Origin of the sequence: Sphingomonas sp. PP-CE-1A-559, assembly GCF_004340965.1 — a bacterium.
Classification (GTDB): domain Bacteria; phylum Pseudomonadota; class Alphaproteobacteria; order Sphingomonadales; family Sphingomonadaceae; genus Sphingomonas.
This window is the reverse complement of the sequence record NZ_SLYA01000001.1, coordinates 51,047-70,179: the sequence shown is the minus strand read 5'-3', so window position 1 is coordinate 70,179 and position 19,133 is coordinate 51,047. Positions and strand designations below refer to the sequence as shown.

At 66.5% G+C, this 19,133-nt stretch carries 21 protein-coding genes; 6 read left to right on the top strand and 15 right to left on the bottom strand.

The window, feature by feature from the left end; all coding sequences use genetic code 11:
• Positions 1 to 35: 35 nt before the first annotated feature.
• The 3 genes from C8J42_RS00300 to ruvB all read right to left on the bottom strand — a co-directional run bounded on the left by C8J42_RS00300 (position 36) and on the right by ruvB (position 4,664).
• On the bottom strand, positions 36 to 1,004 hold the full coding sequence (locus tag C8J42_RS00300) for a helix-turn-helix domain-containing protein (protein WP_133018505.1): 969 nt from the start codon (positions 1,002 to 1,004) through the stop codon (positions 36 to 38).
• Positions 1,005 to 1,112: 108 nt separating this feature from the next.
• Positions 1,113 to 3,386, bottom strand: a complete 2,274-nt coding sequence (ptsP, locus tag C8J42_RS00295) for a phosphoenolpyruvate--protein phosphotransferase (RefSeq protein WP_133018504.1) — start codon at positions 3,384 to 3,386, stop codon at positions 1,113 to 1,115.
• Between the two features lie 252 nt (positions 3,387 to 3,638).
• Complete coding sequence (gene ruvB, locus C8J42_RS00290; protein ID WP_056061260.1) at positions 3,639 to 4,664, bottom strand: Holliday junction branch migration DNA helicase RuvB; 1,026 nt, start codon at positions 4,662 to 4,664, stop codon at positions 3,639 to 3,641.
• A 54-nt stretch (positions 4,665 to 4,718) separates the two neighbouring features.
• On the opposite strand from ruvB, the gene C8J42_RS00285 reads away from it, so the two are divergent.
• Entirely contained in the window at positions 4,719 to 5,627 is a 909-nt protein-coding gene (locus C8J42_RS00285; RefSeq protein WP_133018503.1) for a 2-hydroxyacid dehydrogenase, read from the top strand.
• A 237-nt stretch (positions 5,628 to 5,864) separates the two neighbouring features.
• Here the strand turns inward: C8J42_RS00285 and ruvA are convergent, their stop codons facing one another.
• The 5 genes from ruvA to C8J42_RS00255 all read right to left on the bottom strand — a co-directional run bounded on the left by ruvA (position 5,865) and on the right by C8J42_RS00255 (position 9,811).
• Positions 5,865 to 6,464 (bottom strand): Holliday junction branch migration protein RuvA, encoded by a 600-nt coding sequence (gene ruvA / locus C8J42_RS00275; RefSeq protein WP_133018501.1) that lies wholly within the window; start codon positions 6,462 to 6,464, stop codon positions 5,865 to 5,867.
• An 82-nt stretch (positions 6,465 to 6,546) separates the two neighbouring features.
• Positions 6,547 to 7,461: a hypothetical protein gene (locus C8J42_RS00270; RefSeq protein WP_165895392.1), complete on the bottom strand. Its 915-nt coding sequence runs from the start codon at positions 7,459 to 7,461 to the stop codon at positions 6,547 to 6,549.
• 323 nt (positions 7,462 to 7,784) lie between these two features.
• Positions 7,785 to 8,291, bottom strand: a complete 507-nt coding sequence (gene ruvC / locus C8J42_RS00265) for a crossover junction endodeoxyribonuclease RuvC (protein ID WP_056061275.1) — start codon at positions 8,289 to 8,291, stop codon at positions 7,785 to 7,787.
• 201 nt (positions 8,292 to 8,492) lie between these two features.
• On the bottom strand, positions 8,493 to 9,236 hold the full coding sequence (locus C8J42_RS00260; RefSeq protein WP_056051712.1) for a YebC/PmpR family DNA-binding transcriptional regulator: 744 nt from the start codon (positions 9,234 to 9,236) through the stop codon (positions 8,493 to 8,495).
• Between the two features lie 29 nt (positions 9,237 to 9,265).
• The gene (locus C8J42_RS00255) at positions 9,266 to 9,811 is read right to left on the bottom strand and encodes a DUF1003 domain-containing protein (RefSeq protein WP_133018499.1); all 546 of its coding nucleotides are present in this window, start codon (positions 9,809 to 9,811) and stop codon (positions 9,266 to 9,268) included.
• A 112-nt stretch (positions 9,812 to 9,923) separates the two neighbouring features.
• Between C8J42_RS00255 and C8J42_RS00250 the strand changes: the two genes are divergently transcribed.
• Entirely contained in the window at positions 9,924 to 11,387 is a 1,464-nt protein-coding gene (locus C8J42_RS00250; RefSeq protein ID WP_056051716.1) for an ATP-binding protein, read from the top strand.
• Positions 11,388 to 11,391: 4 nt separating this feature from the next.
• On the opposite strand, the gene C8J42_RS00245 is transcribed toward C8J42_RS00250, so the two are convergent.
• The 5 genes from C8J42_RS00245 to C8J42_RS00225 all read right to left on the bottom strand — a co-directional run bounded on the left by C8J42_RS00245 (position 11,392) and on the right by C8J42_RS00225 (position 13,487).
• Positions 11,392 to 11,835, bottom strand: a complete 444-nt coding sequence (locus C8J42_RS00245; protein ID WP_133018498.1) for a nuclear transport factor 2 family protein — start codon at positions 11,833 to 11,835, stop codon at positions 11,392 to 11,394.
• A gap of 81 nt (positions 11,836 to 11,916) precedes the next feature.
• A complete protein-coding gene (locus tag C8J42_RS00240; protein ID WP_133018497.1) occupies positions 11,917 to 12,228 on the bottom strand; it encodes a DUF1294 domain-containing protein in 312 nt (103 codons plus the stop codon).
• Positions 12,213 to 12,641 (bottom strand): hypothetical protein, encoded by a 429-nt coding sequence (locus tag C8J42_RS00235; protein WP_133018496.1) that lies wholly within the window; start codon positions 12,639 to 12,641, stop codon positions 12,213 to 12,215. The genes C8J42_RS00240 and C8J42_RS00235 overlap by 16 nt, the downstream gene beginning before the upstream one ends.
• 86 nt (positions 12,642 to 12,727) lie before the next feature.
• Positions 12,728 to 12,970 (bottom strand): DUF2312 domain-containing protein, encoded by a 243-nt coding sequence (locus C8J42_RS00230; RefSeq protein ID WP_197942503.1) that lies wholly within the window; start codon positions 12,968 to 12,970, stop codon positions 12,728 to 12,730.
• 214 nt (positions 12,971 to 13,184) lie between these two features.
• The gene (locus tag C8J42_RS00225; RefSeq protein WP_133018495.1) at positions 13,185 to 13,487 is read right to left on the bottom strand and encodes a DUF1244 domain-containing protein; all 303 of its coding nucleotides are present in this window, start codon (positions 13,485 to 13,487) and stop codon (positions 13,185 to 13,187) included.
• Positions 13,488 to 13,579: 92 nt separating this feature from the next.
• On the opposite strand from C8J42_RS00225, the gene pyk reads away from it, so the two are divergent.
• From pyk to C8J42_RS00205, 4 genes are all read left to right on the top strand, one after another.
• A complete protein-coding gene (pyk, locus tag C8J42_RS00220) occupies positions 13,580 to 15,043 on the top strand; it encodes a pyruvate kinase (RefSeq protein WP_133018494.1) in 1,464 nt (487 codons plus the stop codon).
• A 563-nt stretch (positions 15,044 to 15,606) separates the two neighbouring features.
• Positions 15,607 to 17,661, top strand: a complete 2,055-nt coding sequence (locus C8J42_RS00215; protein ID WP_133018493.1) for a carbon starvation CstA family protein — start codon at positions 15,607 to 15,609, stop codon at positions 17,659 to 17,661.
• Positions 17,658 to 17,846: a YbdD/YjiX family protein gene (locus tag C8J42_RS00210; protein WP_133018492.1), complete on the top strand. Its 189-nt coding sequence runs from the start codon at positions 17,658 to 17,660 to the stop codon at positions 17,844 to 17,846. Before C8J42_RS00215 ends, C8J42_RS00210 begins: the two co-directional genes overlap by 4 nt.
• A complete protein-coding gene (locus tag C8J42_RS00205) occupies positions 17,843 to 18,361 on the top strand; it encodes a biliverdin-producing heme oxygenase (protein WP_133018491.1) in 519 nt (172 codons plus the stop codon). Before C8J42_RS00210 ends, C8J42_RS00205 begins: the two co-directional genes overlap by 4 nt.
• A gap of 2 nt (positions 18,362 to 18,363) precedes the next feature.
• Here C8J42_RS00205 and C8J42_RS00200 read toward each other — a convergent pair whose 3' ends face one another.
• Both C8J42_RS00200 and C8J42_RS00195 read right to left on the bottom strand, forming a co-directional pair.
• Entirely contained in the window at positions 18,364 to 18,666 is a 303-nt protein-coding gene (locus C8J42_RS00200; protein WP_056061302.1) for a polyhydroxyalkanoic acid system family protein, read from the bottom strand.
• Positions 18,667 to 18,675: 9 nt separating this feature from the next.
• Complete coding sequence (locus C8J42_RS00195) at positions 18,676 to 19,095, bottom strand: VOC family protein (protein ID WP_133018490.1); 420 nt, start codon at positions 19,093 to 19,095, stop codon at positions 18,676 to 18,678.
• Positions 19,096 to 19,133 lie beyond the last annotated feature (38 nt).

Sequence of the window (19,133 nt, the reverse complement as noted above, 5' to 3'; positions counted from 1 at the left end):
GCCAGCCTTAAGACCCTGGCGCCGGTCTGCCGCCGTTACGGATTGGGCGTTGCCGTAGCGGCGGGTGGTGGATTCGCGGCCGCATCCAGATTGGCACGCTGCGTTTCGCTCAATGGACGACGCGGCGTGCGGGGACGGTTGGCGGTGCGTGACCGCTCGGACGACCGCGTCGGCGTCGCTTCGGTCGCGGTCGGCGTGGCCTGAGGCTCGGGCGTGCCGGCAATCCGCGCCGCGATCGCCGGCGCACCCACGGACACGTCCTTGATCGCGCGTTCACCCGTGCCGAGCGCAGGCGCCGCGGCGCCGTTGAGCGTCACCGCCAGCTTGTCGGCGCGACCGATGTTGATCTTCGGATCCTTGGCATCCTTCGGCACATCGAACTTCTCGCCGGGCTTCATAGTGCCGAGGTACAGCGTCTTGTTGTCGGCATCGTAGACGCGCATCCACACCTCGTCCGAGGCAGTCAGCGTGACCTGCCCGTTGGCCGGCGTGGCCGGCGCAGGAACCGGTTGCGCGGTCTGCGCGGCGGGGTTCGGCGCGGTCTCGGCGATCGGCGTCGTGGTCGAGGCGTTGTTCGAACCACGGAACATGTCGGTGCCGTACCACAGCCCGACCAGCACCAGCACCGCGATCGCGATGCCCAGCGCGACGATCGCCAGCCCGCGCGAAGGCACGCGCGACGGATCGGTCATCTCGTACGGTTCGTATTCGGGCTTCTTGCTGCCCAACTTCGCGACGTCACTCCGGACGATGTTGGCGATCTGCACCTCGTCGATGCCCATCGCGCGCGCATAGGCACGGCTGAAACCGACTGCGTAGGTCGAGGACGGCAGCGTCGAATAATCGGATGCCTCGATCGCTTCGAGGTGGCGCAGCGGCACGCGGGTACGCGTCGCGATATCCGCGACGGTCAGGCCCTGCGCCTCGCGTGCCTTGCGGAGAATGTCGCCAGCACGCTCTGGTTGAGCGGGTGCTGCGTTCTGGCCGGTTTCGACCTCGTCCATTCTTGTCTCCGAACACGGGTGCGTAGCGTTTCCCGCCATGTCACCCGTCTTTCAGAGGGCCCCAGCCGTGTCAACGCACCGCGCGTCTTAACCGCAGCTTTCCGCCGATCAGACGATTTCGACGCCGTTCTCGGTTGCCCAGGTCGTCAGCGCACCGCGCATGTCGCGCGGCGGGTTGGCCAGCAGCCCTGCCATGTATGCGGTCAGCGCAGCGCGATCGAGCGAGCGCGTCATCGCCTTGATAGGACCGACGGCCGCGGGAGTTATCGACAGCCGCTCGATGCCGAGCCCGATCAGCGCCATAGCCTCAAGCGGACGCCCACCCATCTCGCCGCAGACCGCCAGGTCGACACCCGCCGCGCGGACCGGTGCGACCAGCCGCGCGATGAAGCGGAGGATCGACGGACTGAGCCAGTCGTAGCGCTCGGCGAGCTTCGGATTGGCGCGATCGGCGGCGAACAGGAACTGCGTGAGGTCGTTGGTGCCGATCGACAGAAACTCGATCTTCGGCAGCAGGATGTCGAGCATCTCGGCGAGCGCCGGCACCTCCAGCATCGCACCGTAGCGGATCGCGAGCGGCATCTTCCGCCCGCGCCCTTCGAGCCACGTCCGCTGTGCCTCGAACAGCGCACGCGCCTCGTCGAATTCCCACGGCTCGCTGACCATCGGGAACATCACGTTGAGCGTGCGACCCGCGGCGGCTTCGAGAAGCGCGCGCGCCTGCACCTTCATCAACCCGTCGCGCTCGAGGCCAAGGCGCAGCGCTCGCCAGCCCATCGCCGGATTCTCCTCGTCGGCGTCTTCCTTGTTGAGATACGGCAGCGCCTTGTCGCCGCCGATATCCACGGTGCGGAAGATCACCGGGCGATCGCCGGCCGCGTCGAGCACTTCGCGGTAGAGCCGCTGCTGGCGCTCGCGCTGTGGCAGCGTGGCGGAGACGAGGAACTGGAACTCGGTGCGGAACAGGCCAATGCCGTCGGCGCCGGTCACGTCGAGCGCGGCGACATCGTCGCGTAGACCGGCGTTGACCATCAGCGTCAGTCGGTGGCCGTCCTTGGTGATCGGCGGCACGTCGCGCAGCGCCGCGAACGCAGCCTTGCGCTTCTGGCGCATTGCGAGGCGCGCCTCGAACGCCTCCTCCATCGCCGCGGACGGCCGCGCGAAGACGTTGCTCTCGGCGCTGTCGAGCAACAGCATGTCGCCCTCTGCGACCAACCGGCGGATGTCGCGGACGCGGCCAAGCACGGGGACGCCCATCGCGCGGGCGACGATCGTGACGTGCGCGGTGAGCGAGCCTTCTTCGAGGATCACACCCTTCAGCCGGCGCTTGTCGTATTCAAGCAGTTCGGCGGGGCCTAGATTGCGCGCAATGAGAATAGTGTCCTGGCGCAGGCCCATCTGCGCGGCGGTACCCATCTGGCCCGAGACGATGCGGAGCAGCCGGTTCGACAAGTCCTCCAGGTCGTGCATCCGGTCGGCGAGCAGCGGATCGTCGATCTGGCGCATGCGCTGGCGGGTGCGCTGCTGGACGCGCTCGATCGCGGCTTCGGCGGTGAGGCCGGAGTCGATCGCTTCGTTGATGCGCCGCGCCCAGCCCTCGTCATAGGCGAACATCTTGTAGGTCTGGAGCACTTCGACATGCTCGCCGCCGACGCCGAATTCGGCCTCGCGCGTCATCCGGTCGATGCCTTCGCGCATCTTGTCGAACGCCGCGTAGACGCGGTGGCGCTCGGCGTCGGTGTCCTCGGCGACGGTGTGCTCGATATGGATACGCGGCTGGTGATAGACCGCGAAGCCCGCGCCCATGCCGTCGACGAGCTTTTGTCCGGGAATCCGCATCGCCGCGGTCGACTGCGGCCGGTCCGCGCCGCCGCCGGTGGTGTCGATCAGGCCGGCATTGGCGATCAGTTCGGAGAGCACCATCGCCACCGTCTGCAGCGCCTCGATCTCGACGTCGGCATATTTGCGACGGTCGGTGTGCTGGACGGCCAGGACGCCCACCGAGCGCTCGCGACGGATGATTGGCACGCCGGCAAAGCTGTGGAACCGGTCCTCGCCCGTCTCGGGCTTGTAGGCGAAATCGGGGTGGCTGGCGGCTTCGTCGAGATTGAGAACCTCGACGTCCTCGGCGATCGTGCCGACCAGACCTTCGCCGAGCGCAAGCTTGGTGACGTGGACAGCCGCCTGGTCGAGGCCGCGGGTCGCGAACAGTTCGAGCACGCCTTCGCGCAGCAGGTAGATCGAGCAGACCTCACTGTCGATCGCGGTGGCGATGATGCCGACGACGGCGTTCAGCTTGGCTTGCGCGGACGTGCGCGACGCCATCACGTCGTGAAGGCTGGTGAGGATTTCGCGGGCGGAGGCGGCGGCCGAAAGGGGCATTCGCGTTGGCTATCAGATGAAGCGCTTGGGTGCCACGCAACAAAAGCAGTGTCGCACCCAAGTTCGATCGATCTCTGGGAGTGGATTCTTACAAAGGAGTTTCGGGGTCCCAGGCCTCATGGCCGTCATCCCAGCGAAAGCTGGGATATTCCCGTGGGAATCGCCACCCCCCGGCGCCCTCCAATTGGGCGACCCCAGTTTTCGCTGGGGTGACGATATGAGGCCAAAACGATCACGAGTCCGATGACGACCTTATGCGTCGAACAGCCCGTCCTGGCTCCCCGCCGGCGGGTTCAGGCCGAGGTGCTTCCACCCTCCCGCATTCAGGAACCGACCGCGAGCGGTGCGCGCGATCAGGCCGAGCTGGATCAGATAGGGCTCGATCACTTCCTCGATCGTGTCGCGCGGTTCGCTGAGACCTGCCGCTAGAGTCTCCACACCGACCGGGCCACCGCGGTAGATGTCGGCGATCATCATCAGATACCGCCGATCCATCGCGTCGAGCCCGAGCGAATCGACTTCAAGCCGGTTGAGCGCCGCATCCGCCGCCCGCGCGTCGACCGTCTCGTGCCCTGCGACATTCGCGAAATCGCGCACCCTTCGCAGCAACCGTCCGGCAATACGTGGCGTCCCCCGCGCACGCCGCGCGATCTCCATCGCGCCGTCCTTGGCGATGCCCAGTCCGAGCAACCCCGCCGCGCGCGTGACGACGCGCTCCAGTTCCTCGACCGTGTAGAATTGCAGCCGCACCGGGATGCCGAAGCGATCGCGCAACGGCGTCGTCAGCAACCCCTGCCGCGTGGTCGCCCCGATCAGCGTGAACCGCGGCAGGTCGATCCGCACCGACCGAGCGCTCGGCCCCTCGCCGATCATCAGATCGAGCGCGCGATCCTCCATCGCCGGATACAGCACTTCCTCGACCGCGGGCTGCAACCGGTGGATCTCGTCGATGAACAGCACGTCGCCATCCTCGAGATTGGTCAACAGAGCGGCAAGATCGCCCGACTTGGCGATCACCGGGCCGGAGGTGGCGCGGAACCCCACTCCCATTTCGCGTGCCACGATCTGCGCGAGCGTGGTCTTGCCGAGCCCCGGCGGCCCGAAGAACAGCACGTGATCGAGCGCATCGCCACGCGACTTCGCCGCCTGGATGAAGATGCGAAGGTTCTCGCGCGCGGCCTTTTGCCCGACGAATTCGTCGAGCGTCTTCGGGCGCAGCGCGGCGTCGACGTCTTCGGGACGCTTGGCGGCAGTCAGGATGCGGTCTGTATCGGTCACATCCCCGCGATAGCGCGCTCGCGGTAAAGGGGGCAAGGCGGCTATGGGGGTGGGATGACCAACAACACCTCGCACCCCGATTTGTATCTGCTGGGCGGAGTCTCGCCCGCGTTGGAGGCGACGCTTGCCGAGCGCTTCACGTTGCACCGCAAGGATCCGCCCGCGACGACGCGCGCGATCGTCGGTGGCGGGAGCAGCGTGGTCGATGCCGTGCTGCTCGATCGCCTACCTGCGCTGGAGATCATCGCGATTCACGGCGTCGGATATGACGGAATCGACCTTGCCGCGACCAAAGCGCGCGGCATCGCGGTGACGACGACGCCCGACGTGCTGACCGACGACGTCGCGGACCTCGCGATCGGGCTCATGCTGGCGGTGCAGCGGCGGATCGTCGCGAACGACCGTGTGGTGCGGGACGGCGGGTGGCAGGTCGACCTCGCGCGCCGGGCGAGCGGGCGACGGATCGGGATCTTCGGGCTGGGGCGGATCGGCAAGGCCATCGCCCAGCGCGCTGCGCCGTTCGCGAGTGAACTCCATTATACGGCGCGCTCCGCTAAGCCGGATTTGGCGGGCGTGTTCCATGCCGATATCGCTTCGCTTGCGGCGGCGTGCGACGTGCTGATCATTGCCGCGCCTGGGGGCGACGCGACGTCGCATATCGTGGATGCGGGTGTTCTCGCGGCGCTTGGCGAGGACGGTATCTTGGTCAATATCGCTCGGGGGAGTCTGGTGGACGAACCGGCGCTGGTGGCGGCGCTCCAGGACGGGACGATCGCCGGGGCGGGGCTCGATGTGTTCGCCGACGAACCTGCGGTTCCCGACGCGCTCAAGGCGATGGATCGGGTGGTACTGTCACCGCATCAGGGTAGCGCGACCGTCGACGGGCGGGCGGCGATGGGGGCGTTGGTGGTTGCGAACCTCGACGCGCATTTCGGGGGGAAAGCGCTGCTCACCCCGCTCTGAGGACGAGGCGACCGTAGTACGCATACCGCCCGAGTCATCTCCGTCATCCTGACGAAAGTCAGGATCCAGGGTTATTGGCACTGCCGATCGCGGCTCTGGATCCTGACTTTCGTCAGGATGACGGACTATTGGCGGTCGATAGCGTTCTCCTGCGCACGCAGGAGCCCAGGGCAACAGAGCGCGAGGATTGTGATCCTGGACTCCTGCGTGCGCAGGAGAACGGCGATCGTCCTAACCCTAAGACTTCGACGCCTTGCGCAACGCCAGCCTGACCAGCGCGTCAAGCGAAGCCGCCGGCCCCAGTTCCTCGTCCGCCGCGGCCACGGCGACGCTCGCCTCGTTCGGGCGGAACCCGAGGTTGAGTAGCGCCGATACCGCATCCGCGGACGCGCCGGGCGCAGCGTTGACTACCGCCGGCCCGAGACCGAGCGCGATGCCGCCGACCTTGTCCTTCAATTCCATCACGATGCGCTGGGCGAGCTTGGGGCCGACACCGTTGGCGCGCGCGACCATCGCCTTGTCGCCGCTCGCGATCGCGCGTGACAGGTCGACCGGCTCAAGCGCCGACAGGATCGCGAGCGCAACGCGGGCGCCGACCCCCTGCACGCCCGTCAGCAACCGAAACCAATCGCGCTCGTCTGCGCTGGAAAACCCGACAAGCCGCTGGAAATCCTCGCCTACCAGCAGTTCGGTGAACACCGTGCAGGCCTCGCCGATTGGGCCGAGCGCCGACAGCGTGCGCGCCGATGCGCCGACGAGATAGCCGACGCCGCCGACGTCGATCACGGCATGGTCGATGCCGGTCGAGTCCAGCCGTCCTTTGAGATGCACGATCATTGGATCAGGCGGTAGAACATCGACGGCGCGGCGTCATCCCGTCAAAATACCCGCTTCCCTGCTCGATCGACGCGCATGCCGGTCAGGCGTTAGGCTGCGGACGATCCTGCTCGCCCGTCGGTCGGTTCTGGACGGTCGCGGTAGCCTTCGCGGCTTCGTGCAGCGCCTGAGTCGGCGCGCCGATCACCATCGCGCGGGCACGCAGGCTGGCGCGCAGGAATACGGTGTCGGACGCGATGAAGCGGCGCGGGGTCGTGCCGAGGAACGTGCCGGCATCGCGGAGGAAATGCGAGGCGTCGAAATAGCTGCTGTCGATCTTCGAATAGTCCGCCATGCCGTCCGTCCTGATCAGGCTGATGAACGATCGCAGGAACCGTGCGCGCCTTAGCAACAGCTTTGGCGGCATGCCGAAATGGCGCGTCGCCATGCGTCGCAGTTCATGCGTCGGGATGTCGAGGCGGTCCGCGACGTCCTTCATCTCGATCACGCCGTCGGTGACGGTCAACGCCGTGAACGCGCGGATCAGATCCTCGCGCGGATGCGGGCGAGTGAAAAACGCAGCGAACACCGCATCGAGCAGCGGCTTGATCATCGTGTCGTCGTCTAGCGCGTCGAGCCCTTCGACCAGCCGCGCGGAAAGATCTGACCCTAGCGCCGAACTGAGCGGCACGACGCGGTTGTGGAATTCGCCCGCCGACCGCGCGGTGAGCCGCGACCAGCCGAGCGCGCTGAGGCCGATGCCGACGGCGATCCCGCCACGCGTCTCGGTCCGGAAGGCGCGGCTGGTCGGGCCGTAGAAGCTTGCGCGGTCGAGCGGGCCGAAGCGGTGGTTGCCGACCGAGACGGTCAGTGGCCCGGCATCGACCAGTACGGAGATCATCGCCGGTGCCGGCAGATACCAGTTGAGCATCGGGGTGCGGTCGTTCGAGGCGTAGATCGCGTACCCCGTCAAATACTCGGACAGCGCGAGATCGGGGAGGTCGTACCGCATCGTCATGCCCGCGGGCATTGCGAACGCCGAGGCCGGAACATTGTTGCTGTTCGTCCCACCTCGTACGTGTTCGACAAGCATCGCGCCGCCCTTAATCTAAATTAAAAAATCACGGGCGGCGCTGCCACAGCAATGCAGGCTTGGCTATTAAAACTTGATTGAGGTGTAATTATAGCGCTCAGGCGCTGATCTCATTCAAAATGAACCAGGTTTTGTCCGAGCGGATATTGGCTACGGTTGATATTTGTGATGCGGCTAGCCGTGGCGCGCGTCGTCGGATGCTACGCCGGGGACGGCGTTACCCCGCGTTGGTCGGATCGCCGAAGAGGTCAGGCGCCTATGCCGCTGCGTCGTGCCAGGGCGGCGGCACTGGCAACGTGATGCGCATGCGTAATCGCGACCGCGAGCGCGTCGGCGGCGTCGGGGCCGGCGAGTTTCGCTCCGGGCAACAACACGGCCATCATCGCCTGGATCTGCTTCTTGTCTGCGCCGCCGGTGCCGACGACGCCCTTCTTGACGGTCGACGGGTGGTATTCGCCGATATGCAGCCCTGCGCCCGCCGCGGCGAGCAGGACGACGCCGCGCGCTTGCCCGAGCTTCAGCGTCGACTGCGCGTTGGTGTTGCCGAGCACTTCCTCGACCGCGGCGCCGTCGGGGCGCTCGGTGCGGATGACGTCGATCAGCGCGTTGTAGAGCGCGGTGAGGCGGCGGGGGAGCGCCATCGACGGATCGGTCTTGATCTGGCCGTTGGCGATATGGCTCAAGCGGTTGCCGTCGGCGCGGATGACGCCCCAGCCGGTGGTGCCGAGGCCGGGGTCTAGTCCGAGGATGATCATGCGCAGGTAGAAGGAGAAAGTTGGTTCGCGCGGAGGCGCGGAGACGCGGAGAGGGTGCGTTCTTGGCGATCGTCTTGCGTTAGCGGGACTTTCAGTTCTCCGGGCCGGCCGGCAGAGATGAGGCCGCTGACGCGGAGGAGGTCGCCACGAAACACAACTCTCCGCGTCTCCGCGTCTCCGCGTGAACCAACCTTCTTCATCTCAGCCGAGCGTTTCCATGATCTCGTCGGATATTTCGTAATTGCCCCACACCGTCTGCACGTCGTCGTCGTCGTCGAGCGCGTCGATCAGCTTGAACAGCGTCGCCGCATCATCCGCACCCACCGCGACCATCACCTGCGGACGCCAGGCGAGCTTTGCGCCTTCCGCCTCGCCGAGCTTGGCTTCCAACGCCTTGGCCACCTCGTGCAGGTCGCCCTGCGCGGTCCAGACCTCATGGCCGTCCTCGCTCGACGTGACGTCTTCCGCGCCCGCTTCGAGTGCCGCTTCGAACACCGTGTCGGCATCGCCCGCGCTTGCCGGATACGAGATCAGCCCGACGCGGTCGAATGCGTGGCTGACCGAACCGCCCGCCCCGAGGTTGCCGCCGTTCTTGCCGACCGCGACGCGCACGTTGGTCGCGGTGCGGTTGCGGTTGTCGGTCAGCGCCTCGATGATCAGCGACACGCCGCCGGGGCCGAAGCCCTCGTAGCGGATTTCCTCATAATTCTCGGCATCGCCGCGGCTCGCCTTGTCGATCGAGCGCTGGATGTTCTCCTTGGGCAGCGACGCCGCCTTGGCCGCGTTGACCGCCGCGCGCAGGCGCGGGTTCATGTCGACGTCGGGCAGGCCCATCTTGGCCGCGACCGTGATTTCCCGGCTGAGCTTGCTGAACGCCGACGAGCGCTTCTTGTCCTGCGCGCCCTTGCGGTACATGATATTCTTGTATTTGGAATGGCCTGCCATCGGTGCCTCTTTAGCTGATGGCCCCGCTCTTAGGCGTCAGGCGCGGATTTCGCCAGACCGTCGATTTTCCGCTCGATCGCTTCGAGCCGGGCGAGCACGAGATGATCGATCTTGTGATGCACGCGCAGGATGTCGAGTTCGGCGCGCAGGTTGGTCTCGTAGTCGAGGCTCGCCGCCAGGCGGTCCTTCGCCGATTGTCGGTTCTGGCTCATCATGATCACCGGCGCCTGGATCGCCGCGACGGTCGACAGCAGCAGGTTGAGGAAGATGTAGGGATACGGATCGAACGCGCGGCCGAAATGCGCGAGGATGTCCGAATTCAGCAGCATCCAGCCGATCAGCACCGCACTGAACGCGATGATGAACCCCCATGACCCACCGATCGCCGCGACGCGGTCCGACAGCCGTTCACCGAACGTCGATCGCTCGTCCGACACGTCGGCGGCGTCGCGGCTGACGGTGGTACCCGATTCGATCCCCGCGAGGACGCGGCGCTCCTCGTCGTCGAGATCGCCCGGCGCCTTGCCGAGCAGTCGCTGCGAAAGGTCGGCGAGCAGGGATTGTTTCGTAGCCATGGTTTGCGCCCTAGCCCGGAATGCGGATTATGCCAGCGCGCAAAGCCCGGCTTGCGACGGAAGCGACAAAGACTCCTTGCTCCCATGCGCCCGCACCTGCCAAACGCGCGGCATGACGGTTAGCGTGAATATGGGCACCGACGGCAATGGTACTGCCGTCGGCGTCGACCTGGAGGAATTACTCGCCACCCGCCTGTTGGTGCAGGGCAATTCGGGCTCGGGAAAATCGCATCTGCTGCGCCGGCTGCTCGAGCGATCGGCGGGCCACGTCCAGCAGATCGTGATCGATCCGGAAGGCGATTTCGTGACGCTCGCCGGCCCGCATGGTCACGTCGTGATCGAGGCCGGCGACTATAGCGAGCGCGAAATCTCGCGCATCGCGACGCGGTTGCGCGAACATCGGACGTCCGCCGTGCTGAGCCTCGAAGGACTCGAGGTCGAGGGCCAGATGCGCTGTGCGGCGTCGTTCCTCTCAGCGCTGTTCGATGCGCCGCGCGAGCATTGGTATCCGGTGCTGGTGGTGGTCGACGAGGCGCAGATGTTCGCGCCGGTGACCGGCGGCGAAGTGTCAGAGGAAGTCCGCCGCGCATCGCTGGCGGCAATGACCAACCTGATGTGCCGCGGCCGTAAGCGCGGCCTCGCCGGGGTGATCGCGACGCAGCGGCTGGCCAAGCTCGCGAAGAACGTTGCCGCGGAAGCGTCGAACTTCCTGATGGGGCGCACCTTCCTCGACATCGACATGGCGCGCGCGGCGGATCTGCTCGGCATGGAGCGACGCCAGGCCGAAGCGATTCGCGATCTCCAGCGGGGCACGTTCATGGCGCTCGGGCCGGCGGTTTCGCGGCGACCGATCACGGTGAAGATCGGCGATGTAGCGACCTCCGCGCGCAGCGGAAGCCCGAAGCTCACTCCCCTCCCCAGCGCTGCGCCGATGGACCTGCAGGACCTGTTGTCCGAGCCGGTGGTCGACGCGCCCGAACTCGGCCTGATGTTCGATTCGCGCCCGCGTCGCGTGCCGGCGGAGGAACTGCTCGACGGCATCGCCCGCCCGCCCGAACCGCGCACCGCCGCACCGCCGCCGCCCGAGAAGACCGACGACGAGGTCGAGGCGGTCTACGCCGACGTGTTCCGCGCGATCGTCGAGGATCCTGAGTCGACGCTGCGGCCTCCGTCGGTGCTGTTCCAGGATTTCCAGGTGCGCTGCCGGATGGGGGGCCTCGCCAAGCCGCCGCTCGACCTGCCCGGCTTCGTGCGGCGGCTGAGCTGCGCCCGCGCCGGTATTTTCGACATGACGGACGAGGCGTGGACGGCGGCGCTGGACGTGGCGAGCGGCCTGCCCGACGACATGCTCGGCGCGTTCCTTTTGGTGGCCCGCGCGGCACGTGAAGGCGAGCCCTGCCCGTCTGACGCGCGCATCGCAGCGACGTATGGTACGAGTTCGCTTGGCCGTGTGAAGCGCCTGATCGGCTACATAGAGAGCCGCGAACTGATCGTGTGCCGCACCGATCTCGCCGGCAAACGCTCGATCACGATCCCAGGGCTGGGCTGGACGACGCTGCCGGCGGAGGCGGCTTAGGTCGTCATCCGCGGATCGGGGTGAACTGCAACGACACGAACTGCCAGTCGCCCTTGATCCGTCGCGCGACGAAGCCGGCCCGCAGCGCGCGCGTCTGCATCTGACCGTCCTTGCCGGGCATGGTGTAGGCGATCCGCATCGTGACGACACCGATCGTGCCAACAGGCCGCGCGACGGTCTCGGTGATCGTCATCGGCGGTGCGGCCGATTTCTTGTCGGCTGCGTAGAACCCGATCACGCGCTCGCGGGAATCGACCTCGCCAACGGGCGACACCTCCCGGTACTCGGGCGCCATCATCGCGATCATCGCCGCCTGATCGAACTGGTTGCGGACCCGGACGAACGCCTCGGCCCGCTGACCGAGTTTTTGGGTGTCGACCTCAACCGATTGCGCCGCGACGGGAGCACTAACCAATGATGCCGCCGCAATCCCCAGAAATACCCGCATGCTTGCCCCCCGATGCAATGTAGCATTACAGCAATACACCTATTTTTCCAGGTGCAGCAATGACGCTGCCGGTCGCCGAACCTAGAATGCGAACGCGATGGCGAGACCTGCGACGACGCCAACTTGTACCATCGCGATGAGCTGGAGCCGACCGACGAATGGTTGCTTCCGTGTCTTGTGCCGGTAGCGATTGCGCGCCCAGAACGCGCCCGGGCTGCCGCCAAGTGCGGCGAGCCAGAGCAAGCGGGATTCAGGAATGCGCCACGCGCCAGTCGATGATCGCCGCTTGTCGAGCGCGAACGCGGCGACCGTGATGACGTTGACCAGCACCAGCAAGAGGACGGCTGTGACGACAGCAAGCGCAATATTCGGCGCGGTCAACGGTCCTCGCATCGGATGCGCATCTTTACCATGCTGACCTGTGCACGCTCGCCTGCATTCGCGCGCATCTTGACCATGTGGTCTTTCACGCCAATCTGGAATTCCGCCGGCCCGGTGACCGTGCATACCATTCCGCTGGCGACGCTGGCACACGCATCGACATATTGGCGTGCGTTAGTGATGACCGAGTCTTCAGCCGGACCGAGCCCCATCGAAACATAGCTCGATCCACCGAACAGCGCGGTACCCAGGCCACCGAGCGTCTTCAGCTCCCATGCGGCGTGGCCGTCAGACGGTTTCGCCGTCTTCATACCGAGCTCGGTTGCGATCCGCTGGCAGAAGCTGGCGTTGGCCGCCCCCTCATCCGACTGGGCGGGGGCGGCCATAGTAGCCAGCGCGAGGGCGGCGAGAAAACGGATGTTCATAGCCGGACACTAAGCCGCAACCGATGACAGTTTTGTTAAACACGTCAAAATCGACGCGTTTGGCCGTCTCACCGCCCTGGCGATCCTCAGATCATCCCCAACGCCTGGAGATACACTTCGAGGATCGCTTCCTCCTCCTGATACTCTTCCTTCTTCTTCTTCCGGATCGACAGGATTTTCCGGATCGCTTTGGGGTCGTAACCGCGGCCCTTGGCTTCGGCCATCACGTCCTTGATGTCGTCCGAGATACCCTTCTTCTCTTCTTCGAGACGCTCGGCGCGCTCGATCAGCAGGCGCAGTTCGTCCGCTGCGACCGCGCCGCCGCCCATGCCGTGTTGCCGTTCGTCAGACATCGAAAATTCCCCACTCGCCAGCGCCCACGCGCCGGTCAAAAGCCAATCAAGATACAAGCCCGCACCGGTGATCGTCGTCCGGAGACGTCCTGAATCATGCCGAATTGGGTGCGGGCCAGCGTCTAGGCGTTTACCGTGGCCGGCTCAAGCGACCCTGCGGGGGATCGTCGCGAATCAATGGCAGCCGTTCTCAGACCACCGCGTTCTTCGCGACGCTCGCCTTCATCCGTTCGAGTTGCTCGGGCGTCGCGTCGCCCTGGTGGTGCGCCTTCCACTCCGAATACGGCATCCCGTAAACCGTCTCGCGTGCGGCATCCTTCGACAGGCCGCTCGCTTCCTCGACCCAGTCGGACAGGCAATTGCGACAGAAACCGGCGAGCCCCATCAGGTCGACGTTCTGCGCGTCCTCGCGGTGGCGGAGATGACGGATCAGGCGGCGAAAGGCCTGTGCCGCTACGGCATCGTCCAAAGTATCGAGGCGATCGGGATTCATTACTATGCTCCGTGGTTGATCCCGCGGAGATAGGGTTTAAGGCCCGTCGCGGCAAAGACCTCCCCCAGGAAACGCCGAGGAAGACGCACCGCATGACCAAGGCCATCGCACCCCGTTCGCGCAAAGTCCGCATTCTAGCGACGCTCGGCCCTGCCAGCAGCACCCCCGAGATGATCGCTACCCTCTTCCGCACGGGCGCAGACGCGTTCCGGATCAACATGAGCCACGGCGACCAGCAGTCGAAGATCGCCGTGATCCAGGCGATTCGCGCGCTGGAGAAGGAATTCGGCCGCCCCTCGACGATCCTCGCCGATCTCCAGGGGCCGAAGCTGCGCGTCGGCAAGTTCGACGGCGGCCGCACCGTGCTCGAAACCGGCTCGACCTTCGTGCTCGATCGCGACCCGACGCCGGGCGACGCAACGCGGGTGGAACTGCCACACGACGAGATCTTCGCGGCGATCGAGCCGGGCGCGCGCCTGCTGCTCGACGACGGCAAGCTCGTGCTGCGCGTCGTGTCGCATAGCCCGCGCGAGATCACAACGCGGGTCGAGGTTGGCGGCGCACTGTCGAACAGCAAGGGTCTGAACGTCCCCGACGTGGTGCTGCCGATGGCCGCGCTGACCGAGAAGGATCGCAGCGATCTCGACTTCGCGGTCGACCAGGGCGTCGACTGGATCGCGCTGTCGTTCGTCCAGCGCCCGGAAGATCTGTGGGAAGCGCGGAAACTGATCGGCGGCAAGGCGGCGCTGATGGCGAAGATCGAGAAGCCGGCGGCGATCGAGCGGCTCGAGGAAATCGTCGAGGCCTGCGACGGCGTGATGGTCGCGCGCGGCGATCTCGGCGTCGAACTGCCGCCGCAGCAGGTCCCGCCTTTGCAGAAGCGCATCGTCGAGGTCTCGCGCCGGATGGGCCGCCCGGTGGTGGTCGCGACGCAGATGCTCGAATCGATGATCACCTCGCCCTCCCCTACGCGGGCGGAAGTGTCGGACGTCGCGACCGCCGTGTATGACGGCGCCGACGCGATCATGCTGTCGGCGGAAAGCGCAGCGGGTGCATGGCCGGTCGAATCGGTCGCGATGATGGATGCGATCGGCGTGTCGGTCGAGGCCGATCCCGAGCATGGCGACCGCATGCACTTCACCGTGATGAAGCCCGATCCGACGACCGCGGACGCGCTGGCCGAGGCGGCGAAGAACATCGCCGCGACCGTGTCGGCGGTGGCGATCATCTGCTTCACGACGTCGGGCTCGACCGCCCGCCGGATCGCGCGCGAGCGGCCGTCGGTGCCGCTGCTGGTGCTGACGCCGAGCGATGAGACCGCACGTCGCCTGGGGCTGCTGTGGGGGACGCATGCCGTGCATACGCGCGACGTCGAGTCGTTCGAGGACATGGTGGCCAAGTCGAAGCGGATGGCGTTACGGCATGGGATGGCGAAGGCCGGCGACCGGGTGATCGTACTGGCGGGCGTGCCGTTCCGGACGCCTGGCTCGACCAACGTGCTGCACGTGGTGCGGATCGTCGGCGATGAGCTGAAGGGCCATCACTCGCAGGTTTGAGTTTGCGGCGTAGAGCTGGCGAAGGGCGCTTGCTCGTCGCTGCCGCGCACTACGTCTGCCCTCACGGCTGGGGAGAGCCCACCCAAGCTGTTCCCCCGCGTACGCGGAGGAACAGCCTCGTTGGAATCCGCGCTACGGCCGCGAGAATATCCCGCGCAAACCGGAGCAGCAACCAGCCCCCTTCCCCGTCATGCCGGGCTCGTTCCGGCATCCACCGTTCCGCATACTCGCAGCCCGTGGAGTATGCGGGCCGGTGGGCCCCGGCCTCCGCCGGGGTGACGGGATGGGGTTGAACTGCGTTTTGCATGCCGCCTGCTCAGATCGAGCCCCGTTGACCGGGGAGCGCCACCTTTATCCAACCAAGCCACCACTCCGGCGAAGGCCGGGGCCCAATTGGGGAACGGTAACGGTGAAGCTCTCACTGCGTTACGACGACCCTTCCAATTGGGCCCCGGCCTTCGCCGGGGTGGAGCTGTGGGGCGGGTGTACGAGCTAATCTAGGCTAGCGCTCCGCGCCTGAATACGCGATGCCGCGCGTAACGGACCGCGGGAGGGCGAACGCAATGACATTACGCGAGAAGATCGGTTGGGGCGCCCTTGCGCTCCTCGCAGCCTGCGCGCTTGCCGTCGTCGCGTTCGAGCGCGGCGAGCATGTCAACGCGCTGTGGATCGTCACCGCGGCCGTGTCGGTCCAGCTGATCGCCTACCGGTTCTACGCGCGATATATCGCGCGGCATGTGATGCAACTCGACCCAAGTCGCCAGACCCCGGCGCTGCGCCGCGCGGACGGCCTCGACTACGTCGCGACCGATCGCAACGTCCTGTTCGGCCACCATTTCGCCGCCATCGCCGGCGCGGGCCCACTCGTCGGGCCGGTGCTTGCCGCGCAGATGGGCTATCTCCCCGGCACGCTCTGGATCCTCGCCGGCGTAGTCCTCGCCGGTGCGGTGCAGGACTTCATGATCCTGTTCATCTCGATGCGGCGCGACGGGCGGTCGCTCGGCGAGCTTATCCGCATGGAGATGGGCGCGGTGCCCGGCGTGATCGCGCTGATCGGTGCGTTCGCGATCATGGTCATCATCCTCGCCGTGCTCGCGCTGATCGTCGTGCGTGCGCTCGCGGGCAGTCCGTGGGGGCTGTTCACCGTCGCCGCGACGATCCCGCTCGCCTTCCTGATGGGTATCTACACGCGCTGGATCCGGCCCGGAAAGGTCGGCGAAGTCTCCGTTCTCGGCGTAATCGGGCTGCTCGCAGCAATCGTCTATGGCGGTACCGTCGCTGCCTCGCCGACGCTCGCGCCGCTGTTCACGCTGACCCCGGTGCAGCTCTGCGTGCTGATGGTCGGGTACGGCGCGGTTGCCTCCGTCCTGCCGGTGTGGCTGCTGCTCGCACCGCGCGATTACCTGTCGACCTTCCTCAAGATCGGCGCGATCGTCGCGCTGGCGATCGGCATCGCGGTCGTCGCGCCGCCGCTGCGGATGCCTGCGCTCACCCCGTTCATCGACGGCTCCGGCCCGGTCTGGTCGGGCGGGCTCTTCCCGTTCCTGTTCATCACGATCGCGTGCGGCGCGGTGTCGGGCTTCCACGCGCTGATCGCCAGCGGCACCACACCCAAGCTGATCGCCAGCGAAGGCGATGCGCAGTTCATCGGTTACGGCGCGATGCTGATGGAAAGTTTCGTCGCGATCATGGCGCTGGTCGGCGCGTCGATCCTAGATCCCGGCGTGTATTTCGCGATGAACAGCCCGGCCGCGGTGGTCGGCACCGACTTCGCCTCCGCGGCTACCGCGGTCACCGCGATGGGCTTCCCGATCACCCCCGAACTGCTCGCGCAGACCGCGAAGGACGTCGGCGAAACCACGATCGTCTCGCGGACCGGCGGCGCGCCGACGCTGGCGGTGGCGATGTCGGAGATCTTCAGCCACCTCGTCGGCGGGCAGGCGATGAAGGCGTTCTGGTATCATTTCGCGATTTTGTTCGAGGCGCTGTTCATCCTCACCGCGGTCGATGCGGGGACGCGCGCCGGGCGGTTCATGCTGCAGGATCTGATCGGGCTCGCGGTGCCGTCGTTCCGTAATGCCTCGGCGATCGTACCGGGGCTGATCGCGACCGCGCTCTGCGTGATCGCCTGGGGGTTCTTCCTGTACCAGGGCGTTACCGATCCATTGGGCGGGGTGAATACGTTGTGGCCACTGTTCGGGATTTCGAACCAGATGCTGGCGGCGGTCGCGCTGGTGCTGGCGACGGTCGTACTGTTCCGGATGAAGCGGCAGCGCTACGCGTGGGTGACGATCCTGCCCGCCGCGTGGCTGTGCCTGTGCACGATCACCGCGGGGCTGATGAAGCTGTTCGCGAGCGATCCCAAGGTTGGCTTCCTAGCGCATGCCTCGAAGTTCGCGGACGCGGCGGCGCGGGGCGAATTGCTGGCGCCGGCCAAGACGATGGCGGAGATGCATCGGATCGTCCTCAACGACCGGATCGATGCTGGGCTGTGCGCGCTGTTCCTCGCGGTGGTGCTGTCGATCGTGTTCTTTGGTGTGCGGACTTGCCTCGCCGCGTTGAAGATCGACCGGCCGACGGTGACCGAAGTCCCGCCGCAGCTGGTGGCCGCAGAATGATCCGTGCACTCTACGCGAAGGTGCGCGAGACCGCGTTGCTCATGGTCGGCGTGCCGTCCTACGCCGCGTATCGCCAGCACATGGCGGAACGGCATCCCGACCACGCGCCGATGGACGAGCGCGCGTTCTTCCGAGATCGGCAGGAGGCGCGGTACGGCAGCAAGGGCGGAGGACGCTGCTGTTGACCGACGTGCTTTCGACTGTCGCGCGACTTCGGGCGGCGACGGCTAGCGATCACGACGCGGTCGATGCGGGGTTCGGGCGCTACGACCTGACCGATGCGGATGACTATCGTGCGTTCCTGATCGCGCATGCCAAGGCGTTGCCGGCGGTCGAGGCTTGGCTGGCCGCGATTCCAGGGCTGGCGGCGGTTCGGTCGCGGAGGGCAGCGCTGGCCGAGGATCTTGCCGCGCTGGGTGAAGACATGCCTGTGCCGATGCTGTTCGACGTCCCGCCCAGCACGGCCGCCGGCTGGGGCGCGATGTATGTGATCGAGGGCTCGCGGCTCGGCGGCATCATGCTGTCGCGCTCGGTGCCCGAAGGGATGCCGTCGGCCTATCTTGGGGCGAAGCATCTGTCCGGCGAGTGGCGCGCGTTGCTGACCGCGATCGACGGGGAGACCGCCGACGAGGCCTGGGTCGAGCAGGCCATCGTCGGCGCAAAGGCGGCGTTCGAGCTGTATCGACGCGCGCCGGCCTGATCTCAGCGCAGGAGTTTGGGCGCTTCCTTGCGGATCATGTCCTGCACCTTGCTCGCAAACAAGCCGAGGATGCCGGGCAGGTCGACGACAGCGTGGACGTTGGTCTCGAACACGGTGACCGCGCTCGCGATCGTCTGGCCCATCGCCTGGACGGTGAAGTGCAGCGTATCGCCCTCCCAGCGCTGCTCGGTCACCGACCCGCCGGGGATCTTGTCGCTGATCTTGCCGATCCCGCCGTCGAGCCGCGCGCGGACCGCGGTCTTGCCGAGCTGATGAGGGACGTCGACGGTGATGGGAGTGCCCATGTCTATTCCTTAAGTCGCGAAAATCATGTCGTCGTTGGCGAACGCCTTGAACTCGAGTGCGTTGCCGCTGGGATCGAGAAAGAACATCGTCGCCTGTTCGCCGGGCTCGCCCTTGAAGCGGATGTACGGCGCGATCCCGAACTGGATGCCGGCGGCGGTGACGCGTTCGGACAGCGCGGTCCAGTCGTCCATCGTCAGGACGACGCCGAAATGCGGGACCGGGACGGCGTGGCCGTCGACCGCGTTCTCGACCGCGACGGGTTTGGCTGAGGGGTCGAGGTGCGCGACGATCTGGTGGCCGAACAGGTCGAAGTCGATCCAGTGGTCGCTGGAGCGGCCTTCGCGGCAGCCGAGGGTGCTGCCGTAGAAGGTGCGCGCTGCGGTTAGGTCGTGAACCGGGAAGGCTAGGTGGAAGGGGCGTAGGGTCATTGGGGGATGATAGGTCGGGAAGGTAGGTTCGTCACCCT